This window comes from Bradyrhizobium sp. GW821-FHT13H06 (assembly GCF_058803975.1).
In genome coordinates this window covers 138,810-156,809 of the sequence record NZ_JBXAPN010000001.1, presented here as the reverse complement: position 1 = coordinate 156,809, position 18,000 = coordinate 138,810, and the positions used below count along the sequence as shown (strand labels likewise).

The window sequence follows — 18,000 nt, the reverse complement described above, 5'->3', positions numbered from 1 at the left end:
TGCCGGCGACCTCAGAGCTGCTGCACGTCCACCACGCCCGCGACCGCCTTGATCGCGCCGGCGATCTGCGGCGAGACCTTGAAGCGGCCGGGCAGCTTCATCTCGACCTCGGTCTCGAGGTCGAGCATCATCACCAGCGAGACCTCGCCGTCGCCGTTGGAGCGCGGCGCAAGCGCGGGACTCCCGACTTTCGGCGCGCCGCCGTTCGAGGCCGCCATGTCGGGCCCGGCAAGGCGCTTGGCGATCGAATCCAGCGGCTTGGTGTCGCGCAGGAAGATGCGCAGGCCCTTCTGCGTCTTGGCCGCGGCGTCATCGAGCGGCTCGGCATGCAGCACGCGGGCGCGCACGTCCTCGCCCTGAAGCTCGGCGCCCAGCTGCAGCAGCACGGCCGCGCCCGGTTCCAGCACGTCGCGATATTGCGCGAGGCCTTCGGAGAACAGCACCGCCTCGAAATGGCCGGTCGGATCCGACAGGCCCATGATGCCCATCTTGTTGCCGGTCTTGGTGCGCCGCTCCATGCGCGAGACCACGGTCGCGGCGACCTTGCCGGCGGTGGCGCCGGTCTTCACCGCGCGCGAGAATTCGGCCCAGCTCTGCACCCGCAGCCGCTTCAGCACGGTCGCGTAGTCGTCGAGCGGATGTCCCGACAGGAAGAAGCCGATCGCGTCGTATTCGCGGCGCAGCCGCTCGGCCGGCAGCCACGGCTCGACCTGCGGCAGCATGATGGTCGGCGCGTCGGCCGCGCTGCCGAACATGTCGTTCTGGCCGATGGTCGCGGCCTCGTGCGCGCGCTGGCAGGCGGCGAGGATCGAGTCGGCACCGGCAAAGACGCGCGCCCGGTTCGGCTCCAGCGTATCGAAGGCGCCGGCGGCGGCGAGACTTTCGATGATGCGCTTGTTGATCGCGCGCGGCGAGACCCGGGCAGCGAAATCGGCGAGCGAGGTGAACAGGCCGCCTCTGGTCCGCTCCGCGATGATCTGCTCGATCGCCTGGATGCCGACGCCCTTGAGCGCGGCGAGCGCATAGTAGATGGTCTTCTCGCCGACCTCGAAGGTCGCGCCTGACCGGTTGATGTTGGGCGGCTCGACCTTGATGCCGAGACGCTGCGCTTCGGAGCGGAATTCGGAAAGCTTGTCGGTGTTGTTGAGATCGAGCGTCATCGACGCCGCGATGAACTCCACCGGATAATGCGCCTTCATGTAGGCGGTGTGGTAGGACACCAGCGCGTAAGCCGCCGCGTGGCTCTTGTTGAAGCCGTAGTCGGCAAACTTCGCCAGGAGTTCGAAGATGGTCTCGGCCTGCCCCTTCGGCACGCCGTTCTTCACCGCGCCCGCGACGAAGATGTCGCGCTGCTTGTCCATCTCGGCGCGGATCTTCTTGCCCATGGCGCGGCGCAGGAGGTCGGCGTCGCCGAGCGAATAGCCGGACATCACCTGCGCGATCTGCATCACCTGTTCCTGGTAGATGATGACGCCGAACGTCTCCTTGAGGATCGGCTCCAGCACGGGATGCAGATATTCCGGTTCCTCGTCGCCGTGCTTGCGCGCGCAGTAGGTCGGGATGTTCGCCATCGGGCCCGGTCGATAGAGCGCGACCAGCGCGATGATGTCCTCGAAACGGTCCGGGCGCATGTCGATCAGCGCCCGCCGCATGCCCTGGCTTTCAACCTGGAACACGCCGACGACGTCGCCACGGGCCAGCATCTGGTAGCTCTCGGCATCGTCGATCGGCAGCGTGGCGAGATCGACATCGATGCCGCGCGGCTTGAGCAGCTTCACCGCGACGTCGAGGACCGTGAGCGTCTTCAACCCGAGGAAGTCGAACTTCACGAGCCCCGCGGGCTCGACCCATTTCATGTTGAACTGGGTCACCGGCATGTCGGATTTGGGATCGCGGTAGAGCGGCACGAGCTCGCTCAACGGGCGATCGCCGATCACGATGCCGGCCGCATGGGTCGAGGCGTGGCGCGTCAGGCCTTCGAGGCGCTGCGCGATGTCGAAGGCGCGCGCCACCACCGGGTCTTCGTCGCGAAACGCCTGGAGCTTCGGCTCGCTCTCGATCGCGGCGGCCAGCGTCACCGGTGCAGCGGGATTCTGCGGCACCAGTTTCGTGAGCTTGTCGACCTGGCCGTAGGGCATCTGCAGGACGCGGCCGACGTCGCGCAGCACGCCGCGCGCCTGCAGCGTACCGAAGGTGATGATCTGCGCGACCTGGTCGCGGCCGTAGCGCTGCTGCACGTACTGGATCACCTCGCCGCGGCGGTCCTGGCAGAAGTCGATGTCGAAGTCCGGCATCGAGACGCGTTCGGGATTGAGGAAGCGCTCGAACAGCAGGCCGAACTTGATCGGATCGAGGTCGGTGATCGTCAGCGCCCACGCGACCAGCGAGCCGGCGCCGGAGCCGCGGCCCGGCCCGACCGGAATCCCTTGCGACTTCGCCCATTTGATGAAGTCGGAGACGATCAGGAAGTAGCCCGCATATTTCATGCGCATGATGACGTCGAGCTCGAAGGCGAGCCGCTTGGCGTAGGTCTCTTCCGTCGTGCCCTGCGACAGGCCGTGCACGCGGAGGCGGTTGGCGAGCCCCTCCTCCGCCTGGCGCTTCAACTCGGCGGCCTCCACCGCAGCCGCATCCGAGCTCGACGCGGCGCCGACGGTGAAGAACGGCAGGATCGGCTTGCGCGTCATCGGCCGGAACGAGCAGCGCTCGGCGATCTCCACCGTCGAGGCCAACGCCTCCGGAATGTCGGCGAACAGCACCGCCATCTCGGCGCGCGTCTTGAAGCGATGATCCGGCGTGAGCTGCTCGCGCTCGGTCTCGGCGATCAACCGCCCGCCCGCGATGCAGAGGAGCGCGTCATGGGCTTCGTAATCGTCGGTCGCGGCGAAATACGGCTCGTTGGTCGCAACCAGCGGCAGTCCCTTGGCGTAGGCGATGTCGATCAAGCCGCTTTCGACGCGCCGCTCCTTCTCGGTGTTGTGGCGCTGTAATTCGACGTAGAGGCGGTCGCCGAACAGGCCGGCCAGACGCTCGCAGCGCTGCGCGGCGAGCTCGGCGTGACCGCCGGCGAGCGCCAGCGAGATCGGCCCGTCCGGTCCGCCCGTCAGCGCGATCAGGCCTTCGGTCTCGCCCTCGAGCCAATCGAACCTGATGAAGGGAGCATGGCTGTCCGGTGATTCCAGGAACGCGCGCGAGTTCAGCCGCATCAGGCTGCGATAGCCGCGCTCCTGCGCTCCCAGCAGCACCACCCGCGACGGCCCCATCGCGTTGCGCGCATTCGGATCCTGGTCGCCGAAATCGATCGCCAGCTCGCAGCCGACGATCGGTTGGATGCCGGAACTCGCCATCTTGTCGGAGAACTCCAGCGCACCGAACAGATTGTCGGTGTCGGTCAGCGCCAACGCGGGCTGGTGGTCCTTCTTCGCAAGCTCGGCGAGCTTGGCGATCTTGATCGAGCCCTTGAGCAGCGAATAGGCCGAGTGAACGTGAAGGTGAACGAATCCGGCGCTCGGCATGGTCGCGTGACGGCCTCTTGCAGATGAAATGGAGCGGTCGCCGACGCCGGGAGATGTCAGGCGGATCAAACGAGGATCCTGCACCGCCCGGGCGACTCGCCTCGCAATGGTGGGGCGTCACTGCTCCAGAGTCCACGCCGGAGCGGCCGATCGGCCGAGTCGTCCCGCTTTTCCCCAAGCGGCAGCAGCACGCTCACCGGCCTAGAGCTGCGGAATCACCTGCGCCCAGATCGCGATCATCCCGACGAACAGCGTGATCGACGCCAGTGCGGCGGCTTCTTCCACGAAAACCCTGAACATGGCCTGCTCCCCTGTTGGAACGTATGAAGAACATTGTTCTCATTTTGTTCTTTAGAGTCAAGCAGTCCGAGATTTCGCCAAGCGGGATGGTTAACTCGCTGAATGCAAACAACAAAAAGCCCCGGCCGAAGCCGGGGCTTTCGTCAGCCGCTCGCGTTGAGCGAGCTGTCTTAGTAGCGGGCCAGCAGCGGGCCGCCGAACTTGTAGTTCAGGCGGACGAGGCCCATGTCGACGTCCTGCTTGATGCGGTCGACTGCACCACTGGCGAAGGTGACATTCTGGTCGCCGAGGAAGATGTGGTTGTACTCGACGCCGACTGTCCAGTTCGGAGCGAAACCGAACTCCAGGCCTGCGCCAACCGTGCCGCCCCAGCGGGTCTCGTCCGCGTTGTCGAGGTTTGCACCCGTGGCAACGCTGTAGACGTCGTACTTGTTGCTGACAACAGCCGCACCACCCTTCACGTAGAGCAGGACGTTGTTCCAGGCATAGCCAACCTGACCGGTGATGAGCCCAAATGCGTCCATCTTGGTCCGGTTACGATTGCCGGGGGCGATCAGGCTGATGTTGTCGCCCGAGAAGTCGGCCCAGTTGCCCTGGCCTTCCACACCGAAAACGAACTGGCCGGTCTGCCAGCGATAGCCGATCTGGCCACCGACCGTGCCGCCGGTCGAGTTGTGCGAACCTTCAGGACCGAAGTTGACGAGGTCCCACGACGTATCCGCCGAACCGCCACCGCCGTTGACGCCGATGTAGAAGCCGCTCCAGTCGTAAACGGCAGCGATCGCCGCCGGCGGAGCTTTGGTGTAGGGCCGCGCCGCGAGGTCAGCAGCCATCGCCGGTGCAGCCGCGCTGAGCGCGACGAGGCTGACAGCGGCAAGCAACAAACTCTTCTTCATTTGATTCCCGTTCCAGTTTCTTCAGTAGGCCCCCGGGCCGTGCGCAACGTCTTAGCAGTGGACGACGGAATTGCTGTAACCGCGACGCAACAGTTTGGTCGAAAGGACCTCGCTCGTTAACGAATGTTTATCAGCAGGTGTGCGGAAACCCTATGAAACAAGTGTTTTCACGCGTTCCAATGTCGACTACAGGACATAAACTGCAGGTGCGTGTAGCAGCGTCGCGCGCACTTTCGCGTGATTGGAGAATCGAAATGCGCGGTCGAGTTCCCTTGCCTATTGTCGCCACATTTTCGCTCGCATTCGTCACATTTGCATTGGCATCAGGTGCAAGCACACCGGCGCACGCATTCGGCAAAAATCATCCATTCTGCCTCACCGGTGATGAATGGCCGGGACTGAGCAATTGCAGGTTCGACACCTACGCGCAGTGTCAGGAGAGCGCATCCGGTCGCGCGCTGACCTGCATCGCCAATCCGTATTTCGTCGGACAGAGCGACGATCCATACGCGTATCAAAATCGTCCGCGCGCACAGACGCCGGGCTACTTCCTGCCGCGCTGAGATGCGCCGCGCCCACCTCGCGCTCATCGCGGTCGCCCAGCTCTCGGCCGGCGGACTTGCGCATGCACAGACCTACGATCCGAGCTATCCGGTCTGCATGCAGATCTACGGTCCCGTCGGCTATTTCGACTGCCGCTACGCATCGCTTGCGCAGTGCCGCTATCTCGCGGTCGGGCGCTCCGCGAGTTGCGTGGTGAATCCGTATTTTCCGCCGAGCAAACCGACACCCCCTCACCGCCCGAGACGCCCCGCCGCTCGCGCCGGATGATCAGAACCGTTCGGCTGATGCCAGGCATCCCGTGACGGAGCCCGTTGCATCCCCTCAGCTCTGCCAGGGCGTGCTGCGGATGCGCGTGCACGCGTTCGGCTTGCGGAAGCCCGGATCGTGATCTTCGATGTAATCGAAGTTGACCGTCCCGAACGTCGTCTGCGGTTTCTTCAGCGCTGAGCAGGTCTGCACCTTCAGGAACTCGTTCTTGAAGTCGCCGCGCGGGAACGCGGAGATCACCTGGTCGCGCTGCTCGGGCGTGTACTCGTCATATCCGATGCCCACGACGTCGACCAGGACGCCTGCGTTGGTGAGCGCGATCTCCGGTCTCATATATTGCGGAATGCCGGGGGTGGTGTGTAGCGCGATCGCTTCCCACACCAGGTCGGCTTGCGGCTCGGCAATGCCGCGCGCCCGCAGAAAGTCACGCGCGGCGTCGGCGCCGTCGACCTCAAACCGCTTGGTCTCGGTGTGGTAGTGATCGACGAGACCGAGGTCGTGAAACAGCGCCGCGACATATAGCAGCTCGGGATCGAACTTCAGCTTCTGACGCAGCCCCTTGATCGCGCCGAACACGTAGACGCGAACCGAATGGTTGAACAACATCTCGCCTTCGTAGCTGCGCACGAGCTCGGCAGCCTCGCGCGCCAATTGACTGTCGGGAATTTTGACGCCGGAGATCACGCTCGTCATTTTCAGGCTCCTGCTTTCTGTTTCGGCTGATGCCATTCGCCGTCAGGGGCACTCTCGAGCACGGCCTGCGGCGTTTTCCGGAAGCTGATCGACATGCGATTGTACGCATTCATCAGGCTGATCGCGATCGTGAGATCGACGAGCTCGCGCTCATTGAAGACCTTGCGGGCGGCTCGAAAGGCATCATCCGGAACATTGGTCTCGGCGACGCGGGTGACCGTCTCGGCCCATGCGAGGGCGGCGCGCTCGCGTTCGTCGAAGAGATTGCCGGCCTCCGCCCACGCCTGGACCAGCGCGAGCTTTTCGGTCTTCACGCCGGCCTTGAGCAGGTCGCGCATATGCATGTCGAGGCAATAGGCGCAGTTGTTGATCTGCGACACGCGGAGATAGACCAGGGTGACCAGCGTCGCGGGAAGCCCGCTCTGCATGACGTAGCCGTAGACACCACCCAGCGCCTTCGCGCCGGCTGGTGCAACGTGGTTGTAGTCGAGACGTTCACTCATCTGCTTGCTCCTTGATGATCGGAGGGATGAACACTCCCCGTTACCCCTTAGGTGTCCCTGCTCTGGTCCACGAAAAAGTACCAAGAACGCGCAAAAATCATGTACCAAGCAGGCATGACCAAGCCGCTGCGCCTAGAGCTGGATCGATCTGCGAAGACGCCGTTGGCCGAGCAGATCCACAGGGGAATCAGGGCCGCCATCGAGAGCGGCGTGCTCGCCCCGGGCGCGCGCCTGCCCTCCTGGCAGGATCTGGCCGCCCAGCTCGGCGTCGCGCGCGGCACCGTGCGGGTCGCATACGAAAAGCTCTCATCCGCCCAACTGATCGTCGCAAGGCGCGCGACTGGAACACATGTCGCGGACCGGCCACGCTTTCCGGTGCGGCGGGACAAGGCCCCGGCCCCAGGCTCGTTCATGGAGATGTACCAGGAGCTCACGGCCGGGCCGGCGATCTTCCAGATGGGCGTTCCTGCGCAGGAGACCCTTCCTGCGACGTTGCTGGCGCGGATACGCGCGCAGGCGGTCCGCATCGAGATGAGCGCACCGGCGATCTATCCTGATCCACGCGGTGAGCCGGCGTTGCGGCGCGAAATCGCGGCCTACCTTGCGCTGGCGCGCGGGATCGAATGCGCGCCCTCCCAGATCATCATCACCGGCGGTTTCAGCGGCGGCCTCGGCCTGACGCTCCGCGTCCTCGGCCTCGAGCAGAAGAAGGCCTGGATGGAGGATCCGGGCTTTCCCTTCACGCAGCACGGCCTCAAGCTCGCGCGAACATCGATCGTGCCGATCCCCGTTGACGCCGACGGCATCGATGTCGATCTCGGCCTGAAGCATGCTCCTGATGCGGCACTGGTGGTCGTGACGCCAGGGCAGCAGGCGCCGCTCGGAGCGACATTGTCGCTGGCGAGACGCTCACGCCTGCTCGACTGGGCCACGCAAAGCAAGGCGTGGGTGATCGAGGATGACTATCTGAGCGAGCTTCAGCTCAAGGGCCGGGCGACACCGGCGCTCGCCTCGCTCGACCGCGCCGGCCGCGTCATCTACATCGGCTCTTTCAGCAAGACCGTGACTCCTGCGCTGCGACTGGGCTTTGTGGTTGCACCCGCCGCTCTGGCGGCGCGATTTGCCGAAGTTGCGGCGTGCCTCGCACCTGCGCCTGGACCTGCGGTGCAGCTCGCGCTGGCCGATTTCATCAGCGACGGCCATTATCTGCGGCATCTTCGGCGCACGAAACGGGTCTACGCAGCACAAGCCGATGGCTTGCTGAAATACCTGCGCCCGCGCACTGCCAACGTTACGATTGCCGGATTGGCGGCGGTCCTGCGGTTGCCGGAGGGAGCACCCGATCTGGCCATCGCCAGGGAAGCGGCACCGCTTGGCCTCGCGCCTACGCCGCTATCGCTCTGGTTTGCGTCGAAGGACACAGCGCGCCCAGGACTGTTGCTCGGTGTCGCAATGTCTCCTCCTAAGAAGATCGAGGCGTCCTGCGATCGGCTCCTTCAGATCATCGATCGACTGACGTGATCAACACGCGTCGGTATACCCCTCAAAGGTCCTCTTGCGAAAGCCGGGACAAGCCCGTCTGTGAAAACGACATGCAAGCGTGATGGACTGAAGCTTGATTGCTACCTGGAAGCCGGCGTGCTTCGAATCGAAAGGCGCATGACACGATGTGCTCAACACTCGTCGAGCAGACTGCGAATTTTGGCGGCGAGGTCTTCGATCGCGAAGGGCTTCGACAACAGATGCTTGCCGGCGTCGAGCATGCCGTTGTGAACGATCGCATTGCGCGTGTAGCCGGTGGTAAACAACACCTTCAGGCCGGGATGTCGCTTCGACAATTGTGCCGCGAGTTCAGCGCCGGTCATCTCGGGCATGACGACATCCGTAAACAGCAGATCCGGAACGGTGCCGTTTTCGATCGTCCTGATCGCCTCCATGGCGCTCGCAGCTTCGATGACGGTATAGCCGAGCTCGCGCAGGCTTTCGGATGAGATGCTGCGGACACGCTCGTCGTCTTCTACGACGAGAATGGTCTCGTTCTGAGGGCTTGCGCCGGGATGGATGATCCCGCGCGACGAGTCCGGGATTGCCTCCTCGCCGATGAAACGTGGAAGGTAGATCTTCACGGTCGTGCCAACGTCGACTTCCGAGTAGATTTTGACATGGCCGCCCGATTGCCGCACGAAGCCGTAGACCTGACTAAGTCCAAGGCCGGTGCCCTTGCCCACGACCTTGGTCGTGAAAAACGGATCGAAGACCTTTCCCAGCATCTCCGCCGGAATTCCCGTGCCGTTGTCCGTGACGGCAATGAGAACATACTGCCCGGGCGCAAGGGCGTATTCGCGGGCATATTTTCGATCTATCGACGCGTTGCTGGTTTCGATCGTCAGCCTGCCGCCCTTCGGCATCGCGTCGCGCGCATTCACCGCGAGATTGATGACCGCGCTTTCCAGCTGGGCGGGGTCGGCTTTGACGCGCCAGAGACCCGCGGCGAGGACCGTTTCGAGGTGGACCAGCTCGCCAAGCGATCGCTCGAGCAACTCGCTCATCTCGCCGACCATCCTGTTGATGTCCAGGACCTCCGGCGCAAGAGGCTGCTGACGCGAGAACGCGAGCAGCCTTTGCGTCAAGGTGGCCGCACGGTTTGCGCCGTCGATGGCACCTTCGAGGAATCGGTCAACGTTGACCTCGCCCTTGCTGAGCCGCCGCTTTGCAAGATTCAGGCTGCCCAGTATCACGGCCAGCATATTGTTGAAGTCGTGGGCGATGCCTCCTGTCAATTGCCCGACGGCTTCCATCTTCTGCGATTGCCGCAATTGCTCCTCGGCCTTCATGCGCTCGCCGATCTCATCGGCGACACGTTGCTCCAGCTCGGCATTGAGCGCCTCGAGCTTGGTCAAGAGCCGGGCGTTGTCGATGGCCGTGGCGGCATGACCGGCAATGCCGAGCAATGCGGCCTCATGCTCTTCGTGGAATTTGCCCACCTCCGCATGACCCAGGAAGAGCCCGCCGAGCACTTCGCCGCTTCGCGAGATCACGGGGACCGCCAGGTAGGAGCGGACCGGAAGATGGCCCTCGGGCATGCCTTTCCGCGGCTCATTCCTGCCATAGCGCGGGTCCTGTAGAACGTCGTCCGACCTCACCACGCCCGTGCCCCTGAACGTCGGCTCGAACATGGCGGTGTTGCGCGGCATTGGGAAGTTTTCGAAAGCCGACCGAGGCACGCCGGATAGCGAATACAGCATGTAGCTGTCGCCGCCCGCTGCCAGGACGTTGTAGAAGAAGGCTCCGAATTGAGCGCCCGTCAGCTCGACGCCGGCATCCGTCACGATCTGAACGATCTTCTCGAGATCGCGTTCGCGGGCAACCGATGCCCCTGTATCGTTGAGTATCCTGAGATGACGTTCCGTTTTCTTCTGCGCGGAGATATCCAGCACGGTCCCGATGAAGCGGGTAGCCTGGCCGTTGGAAAAAATCGCGCGACCAGTTGCGGCGATCCAGCGCTCGACGCCGTCCTCGATACCGACGGTCCGGTATTCGATGTTGTAGCTTGCCGGAGAATGAGGCTTCAGGGCGGCCGATACAGCCTCATGGGCGCGCTGCCGGTCCTCGGGATGAATACCCCTCAGGAATGATCCTTCATAGCTGACATTGGCGTCCGGTGGGAGGCCGAACACCTCCTTGCAGCGGCTGTCCCATCGGAGAATGTCGTTGAGCGGATCGTAGTCCCAGGTGCCGATGCCGGCCGCCTTGTTGGCGAGGACCAGCCGTTCGGCAGATTCCCGGGCTGCCTGCTCCGATCGGACGCGCTCGATGTGCGCCCACGATCGCTCCGTCACCTCCGTGAGCAAGGCAAGCTCTCGCGCCGTCCAGAGATGCGGGCCCCGGTGATGTATCGCCATCAAGGCCGTCAGCCGCCCTTCCTTCACCAAGGGCATGCAAATGGTCGAACCTATGCCGATGCGCTGGAAAGCGGCGGCTTCCTCCGGCGCGATCTCCTCTCGATTGTCGTTGATGACAAGGGGCCTGCCGGCGCTCAGCTCTCGCACCGCCTTCTCACCGAAGTCGGCAAGGCTATAGTGCCCCAGGATGTGCATCGCACCGGGCGCTGCCCAGTCCCCGCGTATGGTGAAGCCGTCCTGATCAGGATCCATGTCGGCATAGGCGCAGTTCGAGACGCGGAGATGCTCACCGACCATCCTCGTCGTCACCGCCATCACGCCATCGGCATCGCGGACCTTGGCCGTCTCCTTGTTGAGGGCGTCCAGGAAGAGCAGCCGGGCTTCGTTCTCGCGCACGGCCGTTTCCGCACGGCGGCGTTCGACCGCGGTGCGCGTGCGCTCGGCAACATCGCGGATGAGGTCCAGCTCTGCAGGGCTCCATTCGCGCGGCGCGGCATTGTTGAGGTACAACAGCGCCACAACCCCGTCGGGCTCGGAGATCGGCATGTTGACGAGTGCGCGTGCCGAGATCGCCTCGAGAGCACGGGCACGGTCGCCGACGCGAGGGTCTTTCTCGGCATCGGCGCAGACGACCGTTTCGCCCCGCTTCAAGTCTTCGATGTAGCTGCCATAGTCGCGAAAGCGCAGCACGCCGGCCAGGCTCGAGATCCCGGGAGCGTTCCAGTCGCGAGCGATCGTGATGGTTTCGGCGGAGGTATCGACGGTGCCGTAACCTGCCCGGCTGACATTGAGGCTGCGGCCAAGCAGTTCAGCCGCGGCATAGGCGAGATCGTCGGGGTTGCCGATTTCTCGAATGTAGTCGCCGAGGGTGGCTAAGACGGCATTTCGGTCGGCCGAGAGCAGCCCGGTCGCTGTCGTCATCGGTCTTCCCCGGACACTTCCCTGCCTCCACTCGATAGGCTGATGAAACGGTATTCCGCGTTGCGCAGTTCAATTCGATCGGGGCAGCCCGACCTGACGTCCATGTCGACTGATCGACCAATTAACCTCCGGGTGACACTTGGGTTCCCCGGGCCCTTGGGATCGGGCTGACGGCGCTTCATTGCGCTCGGAACGATATCTGCAGCGGTCGTATTCGAAAGCCTGAATGGCTTCAAAGACAGACGCTCTATTGAATCGGTGTCCGTCCTACACCGGCGTATAGATCACGAGCTTCAGCGCGGGATCGTCGTTGGCCTGGAAGCTGGTGTGCTCGAAGTGCAGCACACCTTTGGTCGGATGGTTCATGGTCTTGCGCCCCGAGATCGTGCTGCGGATATCGTGTGCCTCCCACCATGACGAATTCCGGACTGCCCTGGCGCAGTCGCGTGAGCAACTCCGTGAAGGCGGGATCGCCGGCCCAGACGTCGTGGGTCGCGCGAAACATCGCCACCATGGCCTTGGCGACATCCACCCAGCCGGCGCCGTAGGATTTTCGCGTCTGCTTGTTGGTCATCATGAGGAGCAGCGTGTTGCGATCCTGCTCCGGCAATCGCCCGAAGGCGAAGACGTCCTCGGCCGCCTCGTTCCAGGCCAGCACGTCCCAGCGGCGCCCGGTGATGTAGGCCGGCTGGTGCAGGCTCTCGATCATCCGCCGGATCGGCGGCGGCACGATTTCGCGCGTGAACGGGCGCTTGTCGCCGTCGCGCGCCAGCGCCCTCAGGTGCGCGTGCTCGGTCTTGCTGAGGCGCAGCGCGCGGGCCAGTGCGTCGATCGTGGTAACGGACGGGCTGACCGTGCGGCCCTGCTCGAGGCGGATGTACCAGTCGACGCCGATGCCTGCGAGCTGCGCGACCTCCTCGCGGCGCAGCCCCGCGGTGCGCCGGCGCCGGCCCATCGGAAGCCCGACGGTCTTCGGCGACAGCTTTTCGCGGCGGGATCTCAGGAAGTCGCCGAATTCAACCCGGCGTGGATCGGCCATGACGCGCGTCCTGCAATAGAGGGCCTATGGAATACTAGGATAATACCAGGCCTTCCTGCGCTCTCCAAGACAGCGCATAGGGCTTCACCCGACCTTGAGGTGAACATCATGAAAGCTGCCGTGCTCAAATCCTTTGGATCGCCGCTCGTGATCGAGGACGTTCCGGACCCAGCCATCGGCACCGGCGAGGTGATCGTCGACGTCGTCGCCACGCGCGTGCTGTCCTACATGAACGAGGTCCTCGACGGGACGCGCAACTATGCGCTCGACCTGCCGATCGTCCCGGGCCCCGGCGGCATCGGCCGGGTCCGCGCGATCGGTCCGGACGCGACCAGGCTTGCCGTCGGCGACTGGGTGTTCTGCGATCCGACGGTACGCTCGCGCGATGACTCCGTTGCGCCCGATATCGCGCTGCAAGGCCTCACCGCCGCCGGGCCCGGCGGAATGCTTCTGCAAAAGCACTTTCGCCATGGCTCCTTCGCCCAGCAGATGCGCCTGCCGACCGAGAACGTCAAACGCCTCGGCGCGATCACGTCGGAGGAAGCGACGCGTTGGTGCGCGCTGGGCACGCTGCTGGTGCCCTATGGCGGCTTCCTCGCCGCAGATCTTCAGCCTGGCGAGACCGTGCTGGTGAGCGGCGCCACCGGCAATTTCGGCAGCGCTGCGGTATCCGTTGCGCTGGCGATGGGCGCAGCCTGCGTGGTCGCGCCGGGCCGCAACGAAAAGATCCTCGCCGACCTCGTCCGCCGCTTCGGAGACCGCGTGAAGCCGGTCAGGCTCGCCGGTAACGAGGACGACGACCGCGAGAGCATGAGGCGCGCCGCGCCGGGGCCGATCGACTGCGTGTTCGACATCATGCCGCCTTCGGTGAGCCCGACCGTCGTGCGGGCGGCGGTCATGACGGTGCGCGCTTACGGCCGCATCGTGCTGATGGGCGGCGTCGGCATGGCGGGCGGCGCGGGCCTCGAGCTGCCTTACCCCTGGATCATGCGCAACTGCATCAGCATCCACGGCGTCTGGATGTACCCGCCGGATGCGGCGAGCCGCCTGATCGCGCTGGTGCGCGCGGGGCTGCTCAGGCTGGACGAGTACAAGGCGACGGCCTTCGACCTCGACCATGCCAACGAGGCGGTCGAGCACGCCGCAGCCAATGGCGGGCCGTTCAAATTGACGGTGATCAGACCTTGAGCCCTAGGGGCGCGGCCGAGCGTCGTCGCCGATTCTTTTTGCCAGTCCCGCCAATCACTTGGCTACTGTGCATGGGGTTGTTTTCGCAGTTTTGCTATTCGAGCTCGACCACCTGGCCGTTCGACAGCGAGACCCGCCGGTCCATGCGGCCGGCGAGCTCCATGTTGTGGGTCGCGATCAGCATCGACACCCGCGTCGCCTTGACCAGCTGCATCAGCGCCTGAAACACGTGATCCGCCGTGTGCGGGTCGAGATTGCCGGTCGGCTCGTCCGCAAAGAGCACGCGCGGCGCGTTGGCGACCGCACGTGCGATCGCAACACGCTGCTGCTCGCCGCCGGACAGCTCGGCCGGGCGGTGGGTGATGCGGTCGCCGAGGCCGAGATAGCCCAGGATCTCCTTGGCGCGCTTGACGCTCTCGGACTTCTTCAGGCCGCGGATCATCTGCGGCAGCATGACGTTCTCGAGCGCCGAGAACTCCGGCAGCAACCGGTGCGACTGGTAGACGAAGCCGATGTCGGTGCGACGCAGCTGCGTACGCTCGATGTCGGGCAGCTGCGAGGTCGGCGCGCCCGAGACATAGACCTCGCCGGAATCGGGCGCTTCGAGCAGCCCCGCGATATGCAGCAGCGTCGACTTGCCCGAGCCCGACGGCGCCACCAGCGCGACCGACTGGCCGGCCCACAGCGCCAGATTGGCGCCGTCGAGGATCGTCAGCGGCACCTCGCCCTGCAGGTACTGCCGCTTTATCTCGTGGAGATAAATGACCGGTACATCTTCCGCCCCCTGCTGCTGCTCCATCAGCCCCTCACTCGTACCGCAGCGCTTCGACAGGATCGAGGCGCGCGGCACGCCACGACGGATAGAGCGTCGCCAGGAACGACAGCGTCAGCGCCATGACGACCACCGCCGTGGTTTCGCCGACGTCGATTTCAGCGGGCAGCTTCGACAGGAAATAGAGTTCCGGCGAGAACAGCTCGGTGCTGGTCAGCCAGGACAGGAATTGCCGGATCGATTCGATGTTGAGACAGATCACGAGGCCAACGCAGAAGCCGACCAGCGTGCCGACCACGCCGATCGAGGCGCCCGTGATCAGGAAGATGCGCATGATGGAGCCCTGCGAGGCGCCCATCGTGCGCAGGATCGCGATGTCGCTGCCCTTGTCCTTCACCAGCATGATCAGGCCGGAGACGATGTTGAGCGCGGCGACAAGCACGATCATCGTCAGGATCAGGAACATCACGTTGCGCTCGACCTGGAGCGCATTGAAGAAGGTCGAGTTGCGCTGCCGCCAGTCGACCAGGAATACCGGCCGACCCGCCGCCTCCGTCACCGCCTTGCGAAAGGCGTCGATCCTGTCGGGGTTGGTGGTGAACACCTCGATCGAGGTCACGTCGTTGCTGCGGTTGAAATAGGCCTGCGCCTCGGCCAGCGGCATGAACACGAAGCCGAGATCGTATTCGGACATGCCGATCTCGAACACCGCAACGATCTTGTATGGCTTGATCCGCGGCGTCGTGCCCATCGGTGTCACCGCGCCCTTCGGCGCCACCAGCGTCACGCTGTCGCCGGCATGCAGCGACAGCTGGTCGGCCAGGCGCCGGCCGATCGCGACGCCCTGCCCGTCGTCGAAGCCTTCGAGCGAGCCCTGCTTGATGTTCTTGGCGATCGAGGTGAGGTTGTTGAGATCGTCGGAGCGGATGCCCCGCACCAGGACGCCCGAGGCGTTCCATGGCGACGACGCCAGCGCCTGACCGTCCACGACGGGCGCCGCGAGGCGAATGCCATCGACCTGGCTGATGCGCTCGGCGACGTCCTTCCAGTCGGTCAGCGGCGATTCCAGCGGTTGGACCAGGATATGGCCGTTGAGGCCGAGGATCTTGTCGAGCAGCTCTTTGCGGAAGCCGTTCATCACGGCCATGACGATGATCAGCGTCGCGACGCCCAGCATGATGCCGAGAAAGGAGAACCCGGCGATGACCGAGATGAATCCCTCCTTCCGCCGCGCACGCAGATAGCGCGCCGACAGCATCCACTCGAATGGCGCAAAAGGCGCAGTTTGCACGGTTTCGGTCATGGTCTCATCCATCGCTCGATAATCCCATGATTCGGGGTCAATTGTGGCCGGATTGGCGGCCGCGATCTCGGGCGATGAACAATATTCAGCCGACCAGCCTTATCAGCCCACAAGTCTTGCGACCGCGTCGGCAGGCGACATGGTCTCGCGAGCGCCGTCGCTGCGTCGTTTGATCTCGACCTTGCCGTCGGCGAGCCCCTTCGGCCCGATCATGATCTGCCAGGGGATGCCGATCAGGTCGGCGGCGGCGAACTTGGCGCCGGCGCGCTGATCGGTGTCGTCGTAGAGCACGTCGACGCCCTTGGCCGTGAGCTCGGCATAAAGCTTCTCGCAGGCCGCATCGACGGCGGCATCGCCCTGCTTGAGGTTGAGAATCGACACGCGGAACGGCGCGACGGCCTCCGGCCATTTGATCCCGGCATCGTCATGGCAGGCCTCGATGATGGCACCTAACAGGCGCGAGACGCCGACGCCGTAGGAACCGCCATGGATCGGCACGTCGACGCCGTCGGGGCCCGCCACCAGCGCCTTCATCGGCTCGGAATATTTGGTGCCGAAATAGAATATCTGCCCGACCTCGATGCCACGGGTGTTGACCCGCTTGTCCGCGGGCACCTCCTGTTCGAAGCGTGCGGCGTCGTGAACGTCCTGCGTCGCCGCATAGACCGAGGTCCATTGCTTGATGATCGGCGTCAGGTCGCCGTCATAATCGACATCCTCGCCCGGCACCGGCAGGTCCAGCACGTCGCGATTGATGAAGACGCCGGATTCGCCGGTTTCGGCGAGCACGATGAACTCGTGGCTGAGGTCGCCGCCGATCGGGCCGGTCTCGGCGCGCATCGGGATCGCCTTCAGCCCCATCCGCGCGAAGGTGCGCAAATAGGCCACGAACATCTTGTTGTAGGCGACGCGCGCCGCGGCCTCGTTGAGGTCGAACGAATAGGCGTCCTTCATCAGGAACTCGCGGCCGCGCATCACGCCGAAGCGCGGACGCTGCTCGTCGCGGAATTTCCATTGGATGTGATAGAGATTGAGCGGCAGGTTCTTGTAGGACTTGACGTAGGCGCGGAAGATCTCGGTGATCATTTCCTCGTTGGTCGGCCCGTACAACAGCTCACGCTTGTGGCGGTCGGCGATGCGCAGCATCTCCGGGCCATAGGCATCGTAGCGGCCGCTCTCGCGCCAGAGATCGGCGAGCTGCAAGGTCGGCATCAAGACCTCGATCGCGCCGGAGCGGTCCTGCTCCTCACGCACGATCTGTTCGATCTTCTTCAGCACACGGAAGCCGAGCGGCAGCCAGGCATAGATGCCGGCCGCCTCCTGCCGGATCATGCCTGCGCGCAGCATCAGCCGATGCGAGACGATCTCCGCCTCTTTCGGATTTTCCTTCAGGATGGGCAGAAAGAACCGCGACAACCGCATGGTAATACTCTGGGAATCAGTGATCGCTTGCAGTGAAACCGGATTGAGAGCGAAAACACAAGACCGGGAATGAGGAAAACCCGCTAACGCGGCGAAATTCCTCATCATTTTTCCGTCGGCCCAACGTTCGGCCCGCTGTGTGATGTGAGGATCCGTCTCACTTCATTTTCATTCCCGAGTGATCCGGCATCTTCTTCATGTCCATGTGACCCGAGTGCCCCGCATCGCCCGGCGCCTGCGCGCCGACGCCCTGGACGTCGAGAGAGACGGCGACCTTGCCGGCCTTCTCGAATTGCAGCGTCACGGGCACCTTGTCGCCCTGCTTGAACGGGCCCTTCAGCTCCTGGAGCATCAGGTGATAGCCGCCGGGCGCGAGCTTCACCGTCTTGCCGGGATCGATCGCGAGCCCCTTGTCGAGCGGGCGCATCTTCATCACGCCGTTGTCCATGGCCATCTCGTGGATCTCGGCCTTGCCGGCGATATCGGCGGCCACGCTGACCAGCCTGTCGGCCGCCGTGCCCTTGTTCTCGATGATCAGATAGCCGCCGGCGACCTTGGCACCGCCCGGCGTCGCACGGCTCCACGCCTGTGAAATGACGAGATCGCCGGCCTTGACGTCGTCGGCGACCGCCGGCGCTGCGCAGAGCGCAAGAGCGAACGTAGCGAGCAGCACATCTTTCAGCCTTGTCTTCATATCGGTATTTCCTTTGCAGAT

The 18,000-nt window shown here is 64.2% G+C and carries 13 protein-coding genes and 1 pseudogene; 4 read left to right on the top strand and 10 right to left on the bottom strand.

Annotation, left to right across the window (positions count from 1 at the left end; translation table 11 throughout):
- Nucleotides 1–11: 11 nt before the first annotated feature.
- Both dnaE and AC1RQP_RS00770 read right to left on the bottom strand, forming a co-directional pair.
- Complete coding sequence (gene dnaE, locus AC1RQP_RS00775) at nucleotides 12–3,515, bottom strand: DNA polymerase III subunit alpha (protein ID WP_492935588.1); 3,504 nt, start codon at nucleotides 3,513–3,515, stop codon at nucleotides 12–14.
- Nucleotides 3,516–3,985: 470 nt separating this feature from the next.
- Nucleotides 3,986–4,711 carry an outer membrane protein gene (locus tag AC1RQP_RS00770; protein WP_028177643.1) on the bottom strand — a complete coding sequence of 242 codons (726 nt, stop codon included), beginning with the start codon at nucleotides 4,709–4,711 and terminating at the stop codon, nucleotides 3,986–3,988.
- 254 nt (nucleotides 4,712–4,965) lie between these two features.
- On the opposite strand from AC1RQP_RS00770, the gene AC1RQP_RS00765 reads away from it, so the two are divergent.
- Both AC1RQP_RS00765 and AC1RQP_RS00760 read left to right on the top strand, forming a co-directional pair.
- The gene (locus AC1RQP_RS00765; protein WP_492936353.1) at nucleotides 4,966–5,274 is read left to right on the top strand and encodes a DUF3551 domain-containing protein; all 309 of its coding nucleotides are present in this window, start codon (nucleotides 4,966–4,968) and stop codon (nucleotides 5,272–5,274) included.
- Between the two features lies 1 nt (nucleotide 5,275).
- The gene (locus AC1RQP_RS00760) at nucleotides 5,276–5,542 is read left to right on the top strand and encodes a DUF3551 domain-containing protein (protein WP_239623825.1); all 267 of its coding nucleotides are present in this window, start codon (nucleotides 5,276–5,278) and stop codon (nucleotides 5,540–5,542) included.
- A 54-nt stretch (nucleotides 5,543–5,596) separates the two neighbouring features.
- Here the strand turns inward: AC1RQP_RS00760 and AC1RQP_RS00755 are convergent, their stop codons facing one another.
- Both AC1RQP_RS00755 and AC1RQP_RS00750 read right to left on the bottom strand, forming a co-directional pair.
- Nucleotides 5,597–6,235, bottom strand: coding sequence for an HD domain-containing protein (locus AC1RQP_RS00755; protein ID WP_197966849.1), 639 nt, complete (start codon nucleotides 6,233–6,235; stop codon nucleotides 5,597–5,599).
- Nucleotides 6,236–6,237: 2 nt separating this feature from the next.
- Complete coding sequence (locus tag AC1RQP_RS00750) at nucleotides 6,238–6,738, bottom strand: carboxymuconolactone decarboxylase family protein (protein WP_239623826.1); 501 nt, start codon at nucleotides 6,736–6,738, stop codon at nucleotides 6,238–6,240.
- 114 nt (nucleotides 6,739–6,852) lie between these two features.
- Here AC1RQP_RS00750 and pdxR point away from each other — a divergent pair, with 114 nt between their 5' ends.
- Nucleotides 6,853–8,259 carry a MocR-like pyridoxine biosynthesis transcription factor PdxR gene (pdxR, locus tag AC1RQP_RS00745; RefSeq protein WP_239629791.1) on the top strand — a complete coding sequence of 469 codons (1,407 nt, stop codon included), beginning with the start codon at nucleotides 6,853–6,855 and terminating at the stop codon, nucleotides 8,257–8,259.
- Nucleotides 8,260–8,411: 152 nt separating this feature from the next.
- On the opposite strand, the gene AC1RQP_RS00740 is transcribed toward pdxR, so the two are convergent.
- Together AC1RQP_RS00740 and AC1RQP_RS00735 are read right to left on the bottom strand one after the other, a co-directional pair.
- Entirely contained in the window at nucleotides 8,412–11,561 is a 3,150-nt protein-coding gene (locus AC1RQP_RS00740) for a GAF domain-containing protein (protein ID WP_492935587.1), read from the bottom strand.
- 267 nt (nucleotides 11,562–11,828) lie between these two features.
- A pseudogene (locus AC1RQP_RS00735) lies at nucleotides 11,829–12,600 on the bottom strand (helix-turn-helix transcriptional regulator).
- A 108-nt stretch (nucleotides 12,601–12,708) separates the two neighbouring features.
- On the opposite strand from AC1RQP_RS00735, the gene AC1RQP_RS00730 reads away from it, so the two are divergent.
- On the top strand, nucleotides 12,709–13,788 hold the full coding sequence (locus AC1RQP_RS00730; protein ID WP_492935586.1) for a zinc-binding dehydrogenase: 1,080 nt from the start codon (nucleotides 12,709–12,711) through the stop codon (nucleotides 13,786–13,788).
- 94 nt (nucleotides 13,789–13,882) lie between these two features.
- Here AC1RQP_RS00730 and AC1RQP_RS00725 read toward each other — a convergent pair whose 3' ends face one another.
- The 4 genes from AC1RQP_RS00725 to AC1RQP_RS00710 form a co-directional block, all read right to left on the bottom strand.
- A complete protein-coding gene (locus AC1RQP_RS00725; protein ID WP_028177652.1) occupies nucleotides 13,883–14,587 on the bottom strand; it encodes an ABC transporter ATP-binding protein in 705 nt (234 codons plus the stop codon).
- 7 nt (nucleotides 14,588–14,594) lie between these two features.
- Nucleotides 14,595–15,875 (bottom strand): lipoprotein-releasing ABC transporter permease subunit, encoded by a 1,281-nt coding sequence (locus AC1RQP_RS00720; protein WP_239623830.1) that lies wholly within the window; start codon nucleotides 15,873–15,875, stop codon nucleotides 14,595–14,597.
- 90 nt (nucleotides 15,876–15,965) lie between these two features.
- Entirely contained in the window at nucleotides 15,966–17,285 is a 1,320-nt protein-coding gene (gene proS / locus AC1RQP_RS00715) for a proline--tRNA ligase (protein WP_492935585.1), read from the bottom strand.
- Between the two features lie 157 nt (nucleotides 17,286–17,442).
- Complete coding sequence (locus AC1RQP_RS00710) at nucleotides 17,443–17,979, bottom strand: copper chaperone PCu(A)C (RefSeq protein WP_492935584.1); 537 nt, start codon at nucleotides 17,977–17,979, stop codon at nucleotides 17,443–17,445.
- Nucleotides 17,980–18,000 lie beyond the last annotated feature (21 nt).